15 protein-coding genes are annotated in these 16,308 nt (G+C 72.3%); 7 read left to right on the plus strand and 8 right to left on the minus strand.

The features are described 5' to 3' along the window. Nucleotides 1-97: 97 nt before the first annotated feature. Together MXD58_RS07080 and MXD58_RS07085 are read left to right on the plus strand one after the other, a co-directional pair. Nucleotides 98-1,279 carry a macrolide family glycosyltransferase gene (locus MXD58_RS07080; RefSeq protein ID WP_248836947.1) on the plus strand — a complete coding sequence of 394 codons (1,182 nt, stop codon included), beginning with the start codon at nucleotides 98-100 and terminating at the stop codon, nucleotides 1,277-1,279. A 298-nt stretch (nucleotides 1,280-1,577) separates the two neighbouring features. Then, nucleotides 1,578-2,495 (plus strand): class I SAM-dependent methyltransferase, encoded by a 918-nt coding sequence (locus tag MXD58_RS07085; protein WP_248836948.1) that lies wholly within the window; start codon nucleotides 1,578-1,580, stop codon nucleotides 2,493-2,495. On the opposite strand, the gene MXD58_RS07090 is transcribed toward MXD58_RS07085, so the two are convergent. The 5 genes from MXD58_RS07090 to MXD58_RS07110 form a co-directional block, all read right to left on the minus strand. Then, a complete protein-coding gene (locus MXD58_RS07090) occupies nucleotides 2,485-3,468 on the minus strand; it encodes a zinc-dependent alcohol dehydrogenase (RefSeq protein ID WP_248836949.1) in 984 nt (327 codons plus the stop codon). The two genes, MXD58_RS07085 and MXD58_RS07090, sit on opposite strands and share 11 nt — an antisense overlap. A gap of 150 nt (nucleotides 3,469-3,618) precedes the next feature. Then, nucleotides 3,619-4,440: a hotdog domain-containing protein gene (locus tag MXD58_RS07095; RefSeq protein WP_248836950.1), complete on the minus strand. Its 822-nt coding sequence runs from the start codon at nucleotides 4,438-4,440 to the stop codon at nucleotides 3,619-3,621. A gap of 128 nt (nucleotides 4,441-4,568) precedes the next feature. Beyond that, a complete protein-coding gene (locus MXD58_RS07100; protein ID WP_248836951.1) occupies nucleotides 4,569-6,089 on the minus strand; it encodes an AMP-binding protein in 1,521 nt (506 codons plus the stop codon). A gap of 60 nt (nucleotides 6,090-6,149) precedes the next feature. Beyond that, the gene (locus tag MXD58_RS07105; protein WP_248836952.1) at nucleotides 6,150-7,430 is read right to left on the minus strand and encodes an amidohydrolase family protein; all 1,281 of its coding nucleotides are present in this window, start codon (nucleotides 7,428-7,430) and stop codon (nucleotides 6,150-6,152) included. 107 nt (nucleotides 7,431-7,537) lie between these two features. Then, nucleotides 7,538-9,028, minus strand: a complete 1,491-nt coding sequence (locus tag MXD58_RS07110) for a class I adenylate-forming enzyme family protein (protein WP_250609135.1) — start codon at nucleotides 9,026-9,028, stop codon at nucleotides 7,538-7,540. Between the two features lie 313 nt (nucleotides 9,029-9,341). On the opposite strand from MXD58_RS07110, the gene MXD58_RS07115 reads away from it, so the two are divergent. Continuing rightward, nucleotides 9,342-10,295 (plus strand): MBL fold metallo-hydrolase, encoded by a 954-nt coding sequence (locus tag MXD58_RS07115; protein WP_248836956.1) that lies wholly within the window; start codon nucleotides 9,342-9,344, stop codon nucleotides 10,293-10,295. 258 nt (nucleotides 10,296-10,553) lie between these two features. Next, entirely contained in the window at nucleotides 10,554-11,831 is a 1,278-nt protein-coding gene (locus MXD58_RS07120) for an FAD-binding protein (RefSeq protein WP_248836958.1), read from the plus strand. A 47-nt stretch (nucleotides 11,832-11,878) separates the two neighbouring features. On the opposite strand, the gene MXD58_RS07125 is transcribed toward MXD58_RS07120, so the two are convergent. Continuing rightward, nucleotides 11,879-13,159 carry an MFS transporter gene (locus tag MXD58_RS07125; protein ID WP_248836959.1) on the minus strand — a complete coding sequence of 427 codons (1,281 nt, stop codon included), beginning with the start codon at nucleotides 13,157-13,159 and terminating at the stop codon, nucleotides 11,879-11,881. A 100-nt stretch (nucleotides 13,160-13,259) separates the two neighbouring features. Here MXD58_RS07125 and MXD58_RS07130 point away from each other — a divergent pair, with 100 nt between their 5' ends. Next, entirely contained in the window at nucleotides 13,260-14,171 is a 912-nt protein-coding gene (locus MXD58_RS07130; protein ID WP_248836960.1) for a LysR family transcriptional regulator, read from the plus strand. On the opposite strand, the gene MXD58_RS07135 is transcribed toward MXD58_RS07130, so the two are convergent. Both MXD58_RS07135 and MXD58_RS07140 read right to left on the minus strand, forming a co-directional pair. Continuing rightward, nucleotides 14,168-14,839, minus strand: a complete 672-nt coding sequence (locus MXD58_RS07135) for an enoyl-CoA hydratase-related protein (RefSeq protein ID WP_248836961.1) — start codon at nucleotides 14,837-14,839, stop codon at nucleotides 14,168-14,170. The genes MXD58_RS07130 and MXD58_RS07135 overlap by 4 nt on opposite strands. Nucleotides 14,840-14,943: 104 nt before the next feature. After that, nucleotides 14,944-15,390, minus strand: a complete 447-nt coding sequence (locus MXD58_RS07140) for an acyl-CoA thioesterase (RefSeq protein ID WP_248836962.1) — start codon at nucleotides 15,388-15,390, stop codon at nucleotides 14,944-14,946. Nucleotides 15,391-15,478: 88 nt separating this feature from the next. Between MXD58_RS07140 and MXD58_RS07145 the strand changes: the two genes are divergently transcribed. Beyond that, nucleotides 15,479-15,817 (plus strand): EthD family reductase, encoded by a 339-nt coding sequence (locus MXD58_RS07145; RefSeq protein ID WP_248836963.1) that lies wholly within the window; start codon nucleotides 15,479-15,481, stop codon nucleotides 15,815-15,817. A 109-nt stretch (nucleotides 15,818-15,926) separates the two neighbouring features. Further along, on the plus strand, nucleotides 15,927-16,308 hold a 382-nt coding region (locus tag MXD58_RS07150; protein ID WP_250609136.1), incomplete at its 3' end, for a cryptochrome/photolyase family protein.

Raw genomic sequence — 16,308 nt, forward strand, 5'->3', positions numbered from 1 at the left:
CCGGTCCCCCCTGCGCCCCCGCACCCCCCGCACCCCGGCGCCCTCGTTCGCACCCGCGGCGCGACGCCGGGGCCGGGCCTGACCGCTGGCAGGACAGATGCCCACCGCACGTCACATCGCCATGATCGGCTGCACGACTCCCAGCCACATCTATCCCTCGCTCGGCGTCATCGCCGAGCTGGTCCGCCGCGGCCACCGGGTCAGCTACGCCGTCGGCGACCGGCTCGCCGGCCTCATCGCGCCCACCGGCGCCGAGCCGGTGACCTTCCCCTCGACGCTGCCCGCCGAGGACGACGAGTGGCCGGACAATCCCGTCGCCGAGCTCGACGCCAGGATGTTCCTCAACGAGGGGATCGCCTGCCTGCCGCGCCTTCTCGACCACTTCACCGAGGACCCCCCGGACCTGGTGATCCACGACCTCGCCGCGCTGGCCGGGCCGGTGCTCGGCGCCCGCCTCGAGGTGCCCACGGTGCTGGTCTCGCCGACGTGGATGCCCTGGGAGGGCTTCGAGGCGGAGAACGCCCCGATGCTGCGGCCGCTGCGCACCTCGCCGGCGGGGCTTGGCTATCACGCGGCGTACGGCGACTGGCTGCGCGGGCAGGGCATCGACCGCGACCCGTGGGAGTGGATGACAGCGTCGGGGCCGGCCGTCTGCCTGATCCCATCGGTCCTGCAGCCGCAGCTGCACCGGGTCCGGCCCACGGTGCGTTTCGTCGGCCCGTGCCTGGATCCGCAGCGGCTCGCCGCGCAGACCTGGGCGCCGCCGCCGAACCGCCGCCGGGTGCTGCTGGTGTCGCTGGGCACCGTGTTCAACGACTGCCCGGACATCTACCGGGCCGCCGCCGCGGCGTTCGCCGAGACCGATTGGCATGTGGTCATGGCCGTCGGGCGCCGGGTCGATCCCGCCGGGCTCGGTCCGCTGCCCGTGAACGTCGAGGCGCATCGCAGCGTGCCGCAGCTGGGCGTGCTGGCCAGGGCGTCGGCGTTCGTCACCCACGCCGGCATGGGCAGCTGCATCGAGGCGGCGTGGTTCGGGGTGCCGACGGTGGCGATCCCGCTGGCCGCCGAGCAGTTCGGCAACGCCGCGATTCTCTCCGCGCTGGGGATCAGCCGTCAGCTGCTCGCCCAGCAGGTCGATCCGCGCCTGCTGAGGGCCGAGGTCGAGGCGGTCGCGACCGCCCCGCACATCGCCCAGCGCCTCGCCATGGTGCGCGCGGCGCTGCGCTCCCAGGGCGGCATCGGCGCCGCGGCCGACGCGGTTACGGCGCACCTGACCTGACCTGACTTGATCTGACCCGGCGCCGGCGCCGACCGCGCCGCCCGAGGTGCGCGACGACCGGAGGGGCGAGAGGCTGCCAGCTATGGCGAACACGCGCGGCAGCCGATCAACTCCGGGAAGTACCCATCATCCGCGGCCCGCGGACACCGTCCGAACCGGGCCGGACAAGGCGCGAACCGGTGGGGACAAAGCCGGCAGTGGCGGGGACAAAGCCGGCAGTGGCGGGGAGAAAGCCGGCGGTGGCGAGGCCCGAACCACCGGGGGCGAGACCCGAACAGCCGATGGCGGGGCGCCGCCCGTGGACGACTGGGACATCGTGACCGGCGTCGGGGTCACCGCCCTGGGCGTCGCCTCCGCGCGGGCGATCGAGAGCCACCGGCCGGACGCGCTCATCAACGACCCGTACGCCGAGGCGTTCGTGAACGCCGCCGACCTGCCACAGCGGCTGCCGACGACCATGCGGGAACTGGCCGGCATGCCGATTCCCGGCGACTGGCTGCTGATGTCCCGCTACCTGGGCGTGCGCACGAGGTTCTTCGACGAGTACTTCGACCAGGCGATGGCGGCCGGTATCCGCCAGATCGTCCTGCTCGCCGCCGGCCTGGACACCCGGGCGTTCCGGCTGCGCTGGCCGGCCGGCAGCGTGGTGTTCGAGATCGACCAGCCGCGGGTGCTGTCGTTCAAGCTGGCCGTCCTCGGCGCGCAGGGCGCCACCCCGGCCGCGCGCCACCGTCTCGTGCCGGTCGACCTGCGCCGGGACTGGGCGGCGCCGCTACGCGCCGCCGGGCACGACCCGGCCCAGCGCACCGCCTGGCTCGCCGAGGGCCTGCTCGCCTACCTCGACGCCGCCGCCGAACAGCGACTGCTGGGCACGATCAGCACGCTGTCCGCGCCCGGCAGCCACCTCGCCGTCGAGGACTTCGGCCAGGTCGAGCACCTGCTCTCCGACGGCGACCTCGACGTCGCCCGCCAGCTGTGGGGCATCGACCTGCGGTCCCTCACCCATGACGAGCCAGGCCGGGACGCCGCCGCCGCGCTGCGCCGGCTGGGCTGGGACGTTCGCACGGAACGGTCGCTGGTGACCGCGGGGCGGTACGGCCATCCCGTCGACCCGTCGATCGCCAGGACCTTCGAGGCGAGTCGTTTCGTCACCGGCGAGCTCGGCACCGGCAAGCTCGGCACCGGCAAGCTCGGCACCGGCAAGCTCAGGGAGTGACGAGGATCCGTCCGCTGACGGCGCTGGCCGTCAGGTCGGCGAACGCCTCGTTGACCTGGTCGAGGGGGACCTCCTTGGCCAGCAGCGGCGCCGGGTCGATCACGCCGTCGGCGATGGCCTCGATGACCGTCTCGAACTCCGCCGGCGAGTAGTACACGGCGAAGGTGAGCGTCGTCTCCTTCATGATCGCCGAGCTTGACGTGAACTGCTTCGGGAGGTGGTCGACGCCGGCCACCACGACCCGGCTGCGCGGGCGGGCCCGGGCGACGCAGTCGTCGAGCAGCTCCGCGTGGCCCACGCACTCCGCGACCAGGTCGTAGCTGTTCCGCGGGGCTTCCTCGACGCTGGCCAGCACCACGTCGGCGCCGAACACCTTCGCCACGTCCCGGCGCGCCTCGACCGGGTCGACGACGGTGATGCTGCCCGCGCCGCGGACCTTCGCCCACGCGGCGGTCGTGAGCCCCACCGACCCGGCGCCGATGACGAGCACGTCGTCACCTTCGCGCAGCCCGCCGGTGTGAATGGTGTGCAGGCCCACCGCGAACGGCTCGACCAGGGCGCTGTAGCGCGAGTTGACCCGCGGCGTCAGCGGGATCGAGGCAGCCTCGGTGATGACGGCGAACTCGGCGAAGCCCCCGCCGGCGCCGCCGAGACCCACCAGGCGCACCTGCGGACAGTGGATGACGAAGCCGGACCGGCACCAGTCACACGTGCCGCAGGACAGCGCCGGCAGCACGGCCGCGTGGGTGCCCTCCCGCCAGGTCGACGACGTCCCCGACCCGACGCCGACAACCTCGCCGCCGAACTCATGCCCCATGATCGTGCCTTCGGGCATGATCGGGCGCGCCTTGATGTCCGATCCGCAGAACCCGCAGGAGGTCACCCGCAGCAGCAGCTCCCCGGGCCCCGGCTTCGGTTCCGGCACCTCGGCCACCTCGAACCGACCATCCGGAGCGATCACTGCCGCGCGCATGCTGCCTCCACTCCCGCCCCGCGGTCACCCCGCGGGCCTGCCGTACCGTGGGTCGATCAGACCACCAGCGCGTGGCACGCGCCACAGATTGACGTTCCGTGCGTACCCGTTCGCGCCGGGCGGGCAACCGCCCCGTTGGCGCCGTGTCGGTCAGTCCGCGTCAACGAGGCGGGCGGTCACCAGGGTGGTCCGCTTGCCGGAGCCGGCGTCGGTGAGGTCCACGACGGTGACGGCGCCGTTCGCCCGCGCGGTGGCGTGCGCCGCGCCGACCACGATCGGACGCAGGTAGCGCACAGTGAAGGTCTCGGCGACGACGGGCCGGCCGGCCAGGGACATCGCCGCCTGCTCGGCGGCGATCGCGACGATGCCGCCCTGGATCGCCCCGGCGAGGTTCAGCACGTCCCCCCGCCGCGGGACCTCGACGACCCCGGGGGCCAACTCACTCGCGGCGACCCGCCGCGCGAGCGGCTCGGCGAGCTGCCCGGCGGCGTAGTCCCACGATCGCGGGAACCCACTCGGCAGTACATGATCGGGGTTCGGTGAGACGAGGAAGGAGCCGTGGGCCAGTGCGGCCAGCTCACCGGTGCGCTCCAGGTGGAAACGGACCTCGCAGACCAGGATCGACCGGCCGGCCTTGACGGTCGAGGCGACCACATTGATGGTGTCCCCGACCCGGGCGTGGACGTTGAGCTGCACCTCGAGGTCGAGCGTCACCGGGATCCGCGGGTTGAACGCGATCCCGGCCAGCGTTCCGGCGGCGGTGTCGGCCCACGCGGCGAACAGCGAGGTGCGCAACGTGCGCGTGCCGGGGACGCAGGCGTGCGGCACGACTCGCACGTGGCCGCGGATGTCCGGCCCGTCCGCGAACATCGTCAGGCCCAGCTCGCCGAGGACATGCCGCTCGATCGACAGGTCCTCCCAGCCCTCCGGCTGGGCCTGCGGCTCTCGCGCCCCGGGCGTCGTCAGTGTCACAGGTCGGTCCTCGATGTCTGGGCGGGCCGCGGCGCGGCGAGCGCGCTCCGGCGGGGAAGGTGGTGGCGCGAGCCGTCGGCGGGGAAGGTGTGGTGCGCCGCCTCGGCGGTTCAGCAGGTCGCGGTGGGTCAGCCCGTCGCCTCGGCGGGCAGCAGCCGGCGGGCGATCTTACCGGTGGGCAGGCGCGGCAGTTCGGTGAGCAGGACGACCGAACGCGGGGCCTTGTAGTGGGCGATGCGCTCCCGCACGAACGCGGTCAGCTCGGCGGCGAACGCGGCGGGGTCGGCCACGGGCGCCTGCGGTTGGACGACGGCGCGCACGGACTCCCCCATCTCCGCGTCGGGTACGCCGATGACCACCACGTCGGCCACGGCTGGGTGGGCGATGAGGACGTCCTCGATCTCGCGGGGATAGATGTTCACCCCACCAGAGACGATCATGTTGGACACGCGGTCGGTGAGATACAGGTAGCCGTCCTCGTCGACCCAGCCGACCTCACCGAAGGTGCCCCACCCCCGTTCGTCGAAGGCCCCGGCCGAGCCGCCCTCGTCCCCGGTGTACTCGAACGTCGCGGCGCCCTCGAAGTAGACCCGTCCCTCGACGCGCGGTGCGAGTTCACCGCCGTCGTCGCCGACAATGTGCACGGGGCCGAGCACCGACCGGCCGACCGAGCCGGGATGCGCCAGCCACTCCTGCGGGCCGATCGCACAGAATCCGACGCCCTCGCTGCCGGAGTAGTACTCGTAGACGATCGGGCCCAGCCAGTCCAGCACGGCCCGCTTGACCTCGACCGGGCACGGCGCGGCGGCGTGCACCAGCGTTCGCAGGCTGGACAGGTCGAACCCGGTGCGCACCTCGACCGGCAGCTTCAGTAGCCGGATCAGATGGGTCGGCACGACCTGGGCGAGGGTGACGCGGTGCCGTTCGATCTCGCCGAGGAACCCGACCGGGTCGAACCGCTCGGTGACGACGACCGTGCCGCCAAGGCGGTGCACCGCGGTCGCCCAGCCCAGCGGGGCGGCGTGGTAGAGCGGCGCGGGGCTGAGGTAGCGGGTCCGCTCGTCCCCGCCGTAGAGCAGGCGCAACATCCCGGTGAACGGGGTCGGCTCGCCGAGCGGGGCGCCGACACGGGTCTGCCTGATCCCCTTCGGCCGGCCCGTCGTGCCCGACGAGTAGAACATCCAGTTGCCCTCGCACTCGTCGCCCAGCGGCGTCGAGGGCTGGGCGGCGAGGGTCCCCTCGTAGGAGGCGAACCCGTCGATGGGGCCGCCGACGGCGAGGCGCACCGTGAGTGCCGGTGCGTCGATGCCGGCGACGACGTCGGCCCGCGGCGCGGACGCGACCAGCGCGGACGCGCCGCAGTCGCCGACGATGTACGCGGCCTCCGCGGTGGACAGGTGCCAGTTGATCGGCGTGACGAGCAGACCGGCCCGCAGGGCGCCCCAGACGACCTCGAAGTACTCCGCCCGGTTCTCCATCAGCACGGCGAGGTGGCCGCCGACCTCGAGGCCGGCGGCGCGCAGGGCGTGCGCGACCTGGTTGGAACGCGCCTCGAGTTCTCCATAGGTGACGACCTGGTCCCCCAGGATCACCGCTGGGCGGTCCGGCGCCGAGGCGGCGAACCGGGTCGGGTGCTCGATGTCCGCCATGTCAGCTCCCTCGGGTCACGGCGTGCGGGGATGCCGGCCGGGGGGCCGGCCGGCGTCCGCTCAGCCCGTCGCCCTGCCGGCCAGCTCACCGAGGTTGATGCCGACCTGACGCTCGAAGCGCCCCTGGTCGAAGCTGCGGATGGACACGTCGTGCCCGGCCGCCGCCGCGCGCAGCGCACCGACGGTCGACTTCGCCCGCGGCAGGTGCGAGAACGGGTCGAACTGGTACCAGCGCAGCGCGTTCTCGTAGGTGATCTTGTTGATCTCGTCGTCGGGCAGGCCGGCGGTGACCCGCTCCAGCTCCTCGGGGGCGCTCGGCCACGAGGAGTCGGAGTGCGGGTAGTCGCACTCCCAGGAGATGTTGTCGATGCCGATGTCGTGACGCAGCTTCACACCCACCGGGTCGGCGATGAAGCAGGTCAGGAACCGCTCGCGGAAGACCTCGCTCGGCAGCTTGCCGCCGAAGTTCTGCCCGGTCCACAGGTGGTGCATGTCGTAGGTCCGGTCGAGGCGGTCCAGGAAGTATGGGATCCAGCCGGTGCCGCCCTCGGACAGCGCGATGCGCACGGCCGGGAACTCCTTGATGACCCGCGACCAGATCAGGTCGGCGGCCGCCTGGCAGATGTTCATCGGCTGCAGGGTGATCATCACGTCGACCGGGGCGTCCGGCGCGGTGACCGAGAGCTTCCCGGAGGATCCGAGGTGGATCGAGAGCACCACGCCGGTGTCCGACAGCGCCCGCCACAGCGGGTCCCAGTAGGCGTCGTGGAAGCTCGGGTAGCCCAGCGTCGCCGGGTTCTCGGTGAAGGTCAGCGAGTGGCAGCCCTTGGCCGCGACCCGGCGCACCTCCTCGGCGCACAGCTCCACGTCCCACAGGATCGGCAGTGCCATCGGGATGAAACGGCCCGGGTAGGCGCCGGCCCACTCCTCGATGTGCCAGTCGTTGTAGGCGCGCAGCACGGACAGCGCGAGGTCCTTGTCGTCCGCCACGGCGAACAGCCGGCCGGAGAAGCCGGGGAACGACGGGAAGCACATCGAGCCGAGCACGCCGCCGGCGTTCATGTCCTTGACCCGCTCGTGGACGTCGTAACAGCCCGGCCGCATCTCCTCGAAGGAGGTCGGCTCGACGCCGTACTCCGACCTCGGCCGCCCGGCGACGGCATTCAGGCCGATGTTCGGGATGATGCTGCCGTTGAACGTCCAGACGTCGCTGCCGTCCTCCAGCTTGATGACCTTGGGTGCCTGATCGGCGAACTTCGCCGGCAGGCGTCCCTCGAACACGGTGGGCGGTTCGACGAGATGGTCATCGACGCTGACCAGAATCATGTCTTCTGCCTTCACGGCACCCTCTTCCCAAAATGTTAGCTAGCACACACTGGTGCGTCACATCGTATCGTCTACATATTTCCGAGCCGAGCGGCTGGCCTGCACATGATGTAGTTGAAATGTCACACTGAGTTCGAGTGGGCGAGCAAGGCGCGTTTGATGACCTTGCCCATGGGATTGCGTGGCAACTGCTCGATCAGTTCGAGTCGTTCCGGGCACTTGTGCCGGGCGAGCCCGTCGGCCCGGCAGTGTTCGACCAGGTCCGCGAGGGTCACCGTGTCACCGTCGCGCACCACGACCACCGCGACCACCCGCTCGCCGGTCCGCTCGTCGGGCACGCCGATCACCGCCGCGTCCGCGACGGCCGGATGGCGCAGCAGGGCGTCCTCCACGTCGGCCGCCGAGATGTTCTCGGCGTTGCGGATGATGACGTCCTTCAACCGCCCCTCCACGCGGACGCGGCCGGACTCCTCGACGACGCCGAGATCACCGGTGCGCAGCCAGCCCTCCTCGTCGAACACGTCGGCGTCAAGGGTGGCGTCGACGTAGCCGAGGAAGCACTGCGGACCGCGCAGCCGCAGCTCGCCGTCGACGACCCGGACCCGCACCCCCGCCACCGGCCGGCCCACGGTCGTGCCGAGCTCGGCGTCGGTCGGAGTCTCGCTGGTCGCGACGGGGAATTCGGTCAACCCCCAGGAGCCGGCCACCCCGCCGACCCCGAGGACGTCGGCGACCTCGCGGTTCACCGGCGCCGGCGTCGCCGCGCCGCCGCCGACGACCACCCGCACCGCCGGGTACAGCGGCTCGTCGCCGTGGGGGCGCTGCGCCGCCATGTAGCCGCGGAAGAACGGCGTCGCCGAGCCGAGGATCGTCGGCTGGTGCGTAGCCATCCGCTCGGGCGTGGTCTGGGGATCGAAGACCTCGAACAGCACCAGGCGCCCGCCGGTGCTCAGCGCCGCCGTCAGCAGCGCCATCCCGCCGATGTGCGCGATCGGCCACGCGATCGGGTAGATGTCGGCGGCGTCGAACCCGAGCCCGGTGATCATACTGGCACCCGCCGCCAGCACCGAGGCGTCCGAGTGCCGCACGCCCTTGGGATCGGCGGTGGTTCCGGAGGAGTAGTAGATCCACCGGCAGTCACCCAGGTTCGTGGGGCCGGCCGAGCGGTCCAGCACGGACGGGTCGCCGTCGGGCAGCCGGATTCCCTCGCCCGGGGTGCCCTCGAGGTCCAGGCCGAGCACCTCGACCCCGAGGGACCGGCCCATCTCGCCGTGGCCGAAGCCGCGCCAGGTCTCCGGCACCACGAGCAGCTTCGTGCCGACCTGCCGGGTGATGTGGCCGACCTCCCGGGCCCGGAACACCGGAATGATCGGATTCTGCACGACACCGAGACGGGCGCACGCCGCCATCAGCACCGCCGCCTCCAACGTGGTCGGCAGCTGCCAGGACACCACGTCACCGGCGCCGACGCCGAGCCCGACCAGACCCGCCGCCGCCCGCTCCGCCTGGGCCCGAAGCTGTGCCGACGTCAACGCGCGACCGTGGTCGTCGGCGAGGACCACCGCATCCGGGCGGCTGCCGGCCGCCTCTTCCAGCAGGCTCCGGAACCCCACTCGATCACTCCTCGGCAACGGTGACGGGCCTCAGGCCATGGCCAGACAAATCCTCGCATGATCGCGTCTGGCGCGCACACGGCCGAAGCGCGACGCCCCGCATGCCCCGGTCGAGGTATAGATGGGAGGTCAGGTCGGATCCAGCGGACATCGTCCCTGCTGGCCATGTGCGCCACACAGCGGCACGGCGCGAAGAGAGGGGCAGGCCATCAGCGGGCTGGACAGACACAGCTGGGCGGAACCGGTCGTCGAAGAGGTCCACCCGGGAATCCATCGCATTCCCCTACCGCTGCCGGGCGACGGCCTTCGCGCGGTGAACGTCTACGCCCTCGAGCAACCCGACGGCCTGGTCCTCGTCGACGCCGGCTGGTCGGTACCCGAGTCGGAACGCCAGCTCGAGACCCTCCTCGGCCAGCTCGGCGCCGGCCTCGGCGACGTGAAGCGGTTCCTCGTCACCCACGTCCACCGCGATCACTACACCCAGGCCGTGGCGCTGCGGCGCCGCTTCGGCGCGACGATCGCGCTGGGCCGCGGGGAACAGCCGTCGCTGGAGCGGCTCGTGGGGGCAGCGGGCGTGGGAGGGAGCGCGGGTGCGGGCCTGGCGGACGCACGCGAACGGCGCACCCGCTCGCTGCGCCAACTCGGCGCGGCCGCACTGGCCGACGAGCTCGAACAGCACATCAAGAACAACCCGGATGTTCCCGGCGACTGGGAGATGCCCGACGAGTGGTTCGACGGTGCGGTCGACGTCCCGCTCGCCACGATCACCCTGCGCGCCCTGCCGACCCCCGGGCACACCCCCGGCCACGTCGTGTTCCACGACGTGGCCGACCGTCTGCTCTTCGCCGGCGACCACGTCCTGCCGACCATCACCCCGTCGATCGGCTTCACCACCGACCCGGGCCCGCTGCCGCTGGGCGCCTTCCTCGACTCGCTGCGCATGGTCCGCGCCATGCCCGACGCCCGGCTCCTACCAGCCCACGGCCCGGTGACCGACAGCGTCCACGCCCGCGTCGACGAGCTTCTCGAGCACCACGCGGACCGCCTCGACGCCGCGGTCACCGCGGTCCAGGCCGGCGCGGACACCGCCTTCCAGGCCGCTCGCGCCCTGCCCTGGACACGGCGTGCCACCCATCTCGACGACCTCGACCTGTTCAACCGCATGCTCGCCGTCACCGAGACCGCCACCCACCTCGACCTCCTGGTCGCCCAGGGCCGGCTCAGGGAACAGACCGTCGACGACGTCATCTACCTCTCCACCCCCTGACCACGCACCGCGCCGATCCGGCGTGCGTCAGAGCGTCGAGTCGGGCGGAGCGGGAGCTGCCACCACCCGTGGGGACAGCCCCCCTGCCCGGCCGATTGCGACGCCGGGGGTCCCACCGGCCGAGCCTGCCGCGGCTGAGGGTGTCCTCGAGCAGCGGTCAGCTCGTCCAGGTCAGCCACGTGCACCGACACCCCACCGCAGCGGAGAGTCCGGCCGTTGCGGGAATCAAACTCGGGCCATGGCTGGAGGGAGAACGGGATGCAGGGCAGCGACAGCCTGGAAGGATCCAACTGGGCTGGAAACGTTGTGTTCGGGGCGATTCGGCGCGTCGCGCCCTGCTCCGTCGAGGGACTTCAGGAGATCGTGGCGGCCTGCGATCGGGCCCGGCCGGTCGGCACACGGCATTCGTTCAGTCCGATCGCGGACACGGCCGGGACGCTGATCTCAACAGCGCGGTTGCCGGCCGTGCTCCGGATCGACGCTGGCGCACGTGAGGTGACCGTGAGCGCCGGTACGCGCTATGGCTACCTCGCCGGTGAGCTGCACGCGCGGGGATGGGCACTGCCGAATCTCGGCTCGCTGCCGCACATCTCGGTTGCCGGTGGGTGCGCGACGGCGACGCATGGCTCCGGTGATCGAAACGGGAACCTGGCCACCTCCGTCGTCGCCCTCGACCTCGTCACCGCGAACGGTGAGCTCGTCACGGTGCGGCGGGACGTCGACGGTGACTTCGCCGGTCATGTCGTCGCGCTCGGCGCCTTGGGCGTGGTCGTGACGGTGACGCTCGCCATCGTGCCGACCTTCCACGTTCGTCAGCACGTCTACCGGGGCCTCACGCGCGTCACGCTGCTGGAGCGGCTCGACGAGATCTTCGCCGCGGCGTACAGCGTCAGCGTCTTCACGTGCTGGCGCCCGGAGTCCTCTCGGCTGTGGGTCAAGCAGCGGGTCGAGCCGACCGGTGAGACCACCGCGGCGCCCGTGGAGAACTTCGGCGTCCGGGCGCTCGAACAGCCGGACCATCCGGTGCCCGGTGCGGACCCGGTGCACACGACAGGGCAGCTTGGCGTCCCAGGGCCGTGGCACGAGCGACTGCCGCATTTTCGGATGGGCTTCACTCCGAGCAGCGGTGACGAGTTGCAGTCGGAGTACTTCGTGTCCCGGGACGACGCCCGCGCGGCGATCGAGCGCATCTTCCACATCGGCGACCAGATCCGACCGGCCCTGCAGGTCAGTGAGCTGCGCACGATCGCCGCCGACGATCTGTGGCTCAGCCCGGCCTACGGCCGCGACGCCGTCAGCCTGCATTTCACCTGGCGCCCGGATGAGGCCGCCGTCGCCCGTGCCGTCGCGGCGGTGGAACGCCAGCTCGCCCCGTTCCAGCCGCGCCCGCACTGGGGGAAGGTGTTCGCGTTGCCGGCGGCGAGCATCCGTGCCACCTACCCGCGTCTCGGCGACTTCCTCGCGCTCGCCGACCGCCGCGACCCGACCGGCGTCTTCCGCAACACCTTCCTGGCGAGCACGGTGGGCCTACGCTGATCGGCTCGCCCGAGGCCGGCCGATCAGGCTGAGTCCGCCGCGGTGGGTCAGCCGCGTCGGGCGGCGAGGATGTCCCAGCCGACCAGCGCGAGGGCGGCGAGGCCGAAGGCGGCGCCGGTGAGGCTGACGGCGGTCCAGCCGCCGGCGCTGTAGGCGGTGGTGGCGGCCAGCGAACCGGCGAGGCCGCCGGTGAAGTAGGTGGCCATGTACGCGGCGGTCAGGCGGCTGCGGGCCTCGGGGCGCAGGCGGTAGATCTCGCTCTGGTTGGTGATGTGCAGGCCCTGGGCGGCGAGATCGAGGACGAGGATGCCGACGACCAGGCCGGCGAGCCAGTGCTCGCCGAGGGCGAGTGGTAGCCAGGCGACGAGTAGCAACGCCGAGGTGGCGGCGCTGACCTGGCCGGCGCGGCCCCGGTCGGCGGCACGGCCGGCGAGGGACGCGGCGAGCACGCCCATCAGGCCGAGCAGCCCGAACAGGCCGATGATGGCGGTCGAGTAGCCGTACGGCGGGTCCGAGAGCAGGAACGACAGCGGCGTCCACAGCACGCTGAACGCGCCGAACGACGCGGCGCCGTAAAGCGCCCGGCGCCGCAGCAGCGGCTCCTCGCGCAGCAGCTTCGGCACCGACGCGACCGCCTGCCGGTAACTCGGTCGCCCTGCCTCGGCCTGGGGTTCGGCGGGCAGGCGCAGCGCCAGGACCACACACAGCACGAGCTGCACGGCGCCGGCGACCCAGTACGGGGTCCGCCAGCCGCCGAGGTCGGCGAGCCAGCCGGCGACGGTGCGGGCCAGCAGGATGCCGAGCAGCAGGCCGCTCATCACGGTGCCGACGACGCGGCCGCGGTCGGCGTCGTCGGCGAGCGACGCGGCGAAGGCCACGCCGATCTGCGCGGTGACACTCAGCGCGCCGACGGCGACGCCGGCGATCATCAGCTGGGTGGCCGAGTGGGCGCTGGCGAGCAGGACCAGCGCGAGGGCCTGGGCGGCGACCAGCGCGGGGATGAGCCGCCGGCGGGCGAGCAGGTCACCGACCGGGACGAGCAGGATCAGCGCAGCCAGGTAACCGGCCTGCGTGACGGTGACGAGCAGGCCGGCGGTGCCGGTGGACAGGCCGAGCGCGTCGCGGACCTCATCAAGCAGCGGCTGCGCGTAGTACATCGCCGCGACGCTCAGCCCGGTGGTGACCGCGAGCAGGAACACGAGCGACCGGCTGATCCCCACGCCGGGCCGGGCCGCCGTGGACCGGGCCGCCGTGGACCGGGCCGCATCGTGGGTCACCGGCGAGGTCGGCGTCTCGACGGCCGGTGCCGGCGGCACTTCATCGATCATGCGTCCACCCTGCCCCGACACCGGTAACCTGTCCAACAGAACAATGTGCACACTCTCATCTGACCAACAGATGAGAGTGGCAGCGGAAGGGGAGAGCCGGATGGAGCTTCGCCAGCTGGAGCACTTCCTCGCCGCCGCGGAGGAGCTGCACTTCACCCGCGCCGCGCAGCGGGTGAACATCGTCCAGTCGGGGTTGTCGTCGTCCATCGGCGCGCTGGAGCGGGAACTCGGCGCGAAGCTGTTCGTGCGCAGCACCCGGGCGGTGCGGCTCACCCAGGAGGGCGAGGTGCTGCTCGCCGAGGCGCGGCGGATCCTCGCGGCGGCCGACACGGCCCGCGCCGCCGTCGCGGGGATCGCGGCCGGGCTGCGCGGGCGGCTGACCGTCGGGATCATGCAGTGTTTCCGGCGCGGGCTGACCGAGGCGCTCGCGGCGTTCCACGCCGGCTATCCGGCCGTCGAGCTGCGGCTGGTGCAGGCGCCCAGCGCCGACCTGCTCGACCGGGTCGCGGCCGGAACGCTCGACCTCGCCTTCGCCTGCGTCGCCGGGGAGATGCCGGCCGGGCTGACGATCACGCCGTTGGACGACGCGCCGCTGGTGTTCGCCTGCTCGGCCGGTCATCGTCTCGCCGGGCGATCCGCGGTGGCGCTGCGGGAGACCGTCAACGAGGACTTCGTCGACTACCCGCCGGGCTGGGGCACCCGCACCGTGCTCGACGCGGCGTTCACCGAGGCCGGTCTGCGCCGCCGGCTGGCCTGCGAGGTCGGCGACACCGGCACCCTGCTCGAACTCGTCGCGCACGGACTGGGCGTGGCGATGCTGCCACCGAGCCTCGACACCCGTGGCCACGACAGGCTGCGCCTGATCGCGCTGGCCGCGCCCGCGCCGACGTTTCCGACGGCGATCGTCACCGCCGCCGGCGCCACCCCGGCCGCCGCGCGGATCCTGCGTGACACGGTGCTCACCGCCCAGCCCGTCGGGGGATCAGCCCCGGCCACGCGGGCCACCGGTTAGACGATCGGGCTGGGGGCGCGCAGCGCGGCGAGGGTTTCCGCGTAGAGGGTCTCCTTGATCTGGGCGCGGGTCGGTTTCGCCTTCGCGGCCAGCGGACGGGCCAGGTCCACGGCGGCGGCGAGCAGGCCGTCGACGTCCGCGACCCCGTCGACGATGCCCGCCGCGAGCGCGGCCTCCCCGCCGTAGCGGTGACCGGTCGTCATCGCCAGGTGCGCGGCGGCGGGCGTCAGCCGCGAACGGATCAGCGCGGACATCCCCGTGGTGAAGGGCAGGTCGATGTCCACCTCGGGCAGGCAGAAGTAGCCACGGTCGCGGCGCATGAGGCGCACGTCGTGGGCCAGCGCCCACATCGCGCCGGCAGCGAAGGCATGCCCGTTGACGGCCGCCACGGTGATCACCGGTGAGGCGAGCGTGCGCGCGAACAGCCGGTGCACCCGGTCGAGGTAGGTGTCCATCCGCTCGGTGTTGCCGACGAGCCAGTCGAGATGCAGGCCGTTCGACCAGTACTTCCCGCTGCCAGCGGTGATCATCGCCCGCGGGCCGTCGGCGGACTCGACCTTGTCGAGGGCGGCTTCGATCGAGTCCAGCCAGAACGGGTGGAACCGGTTCTCGTCGTCGGCGTCGAGATGCAGGATCCACACCTCGCCGTCGCGCGTCAGGCTCGGCATCCGAGGACCTTACCGAACCCGCGAGCAGGCCGGTTCAGGGTGAGGGCGGCGCGCCGAAGGGGTAGCCCCGCGGGTGAACGCGGTCGTGCTCGGCTGGCGGCCGGTCAGCTCACGGGGGCGGCCACGAGGTAGTCCTGCAGGGTCACGATCCGGCGCCGCTGCTCCTCGACGAACGCCACGGTGATGACCGCCTCCACGGCCGGGCGGGCGACGGCCGGGATGAGAACGCGCTGGCTGAACCGCACCAGATAGTTCATCCCCCGCGGGTCGAACCCGGTGGGGTCCGGATCGGCCATCGCGGTGCGGACCTCGACCGTGCCGCGCGACACCTCGACGCGGTAGTCGATCTCGGCCCGGGCGACGACCGCGATGATCCCGCCGCCGGCGACGATGCCCGCCCGGTCCAGCCAGTCCGCGCGTCCCGCCTCCAGGTACTCCAAGGCCACGGCGTTGTTGACGTGCCCGAGCGCGTCGATGTCATTCGGGCGGACCAGCAGGGACAGCCGGGTCTCCTCGGCGAACACGGCAGACTCCCGTCCTACGACGTCCATCCGGACGACCCCGACTGCGACTGCGACTGTTCCGAAAGCAAAGCATGCCACCCTAGAGCGATGCTTCCGATTCCGAAGCATCGGCTCTGTGACGGCCACCTACGATTTGCTCGCAACCGCTGAAGGAGGCAACCGCCCGATGTACCGACTGACCGTGGTCTATGACGAGCCTGCCGACAAAGAGGCCTTTGACCGCCGCTACACCGACGAGCACGTCCCCCTCGTCAAAGCCTCGCCCGGGCTGGTCAGGTTCCAGCTCAGTCACCCGCAGGGCGGCACGCCGTACCTCGTCGCCGAGCTGTTCTGGCACAGTGAGGACGCCTTCAATGCCTGGGCCGCGACCCCCGAGAGGGCCAAGGTCCGCAACCACGCGGCGGGCTGCGGCACGACGTTCACGACCTACACCGGCGACGTCGCTGAGGTCTGACCGACCGCGCTGGTCCGTCGCGGGCCAGGGACGCGCCGATCACCTGGCGCCGTCGGCGGACGACTGTGATCGGATTGGTGGGCGCGCACCGTTGTGACACCGTCGGTGGATGCACCGTCGCTGGCTGTTTGCCGATCAGCTCGGCCCGCACTTCCTCGCACGGCCCGACCAGCCGGTCCTGCTGGTCGAGTCGACCCGGGTGCTCGCTCGGCGGCGCTTCCACCGCCAGAAGGCACACCTGGTCCTCTCGGCGCTGCGCCACCGTGCCCGTGAGCTGGGCGAACGCTGCGACCATCGGGTCGGCGCGACCTACCGCGAGATCGTCGCCGATTATGGCGAGGCCCTGGAGGTGCCCGCCCCGACCTCCCGGCCGGCGCGGCGCCTCGTGACCGGCCTGCCCGCGGTGACCGTCGTCCCGACGCCCTTCACCGCTACGAGCTACGAGGAGTTCGCCGCCTGGGCCGACGGCCGTCCAGCGGCCGGCGCCGGCG

This window comes from Frankia sp. AgKG'84/4 (assembly GCF_023242965.2).
GTDB lineage: Bacteria > Actinomycetota > Actinomycetes > Frankiales > Frankiaceae > Frankia.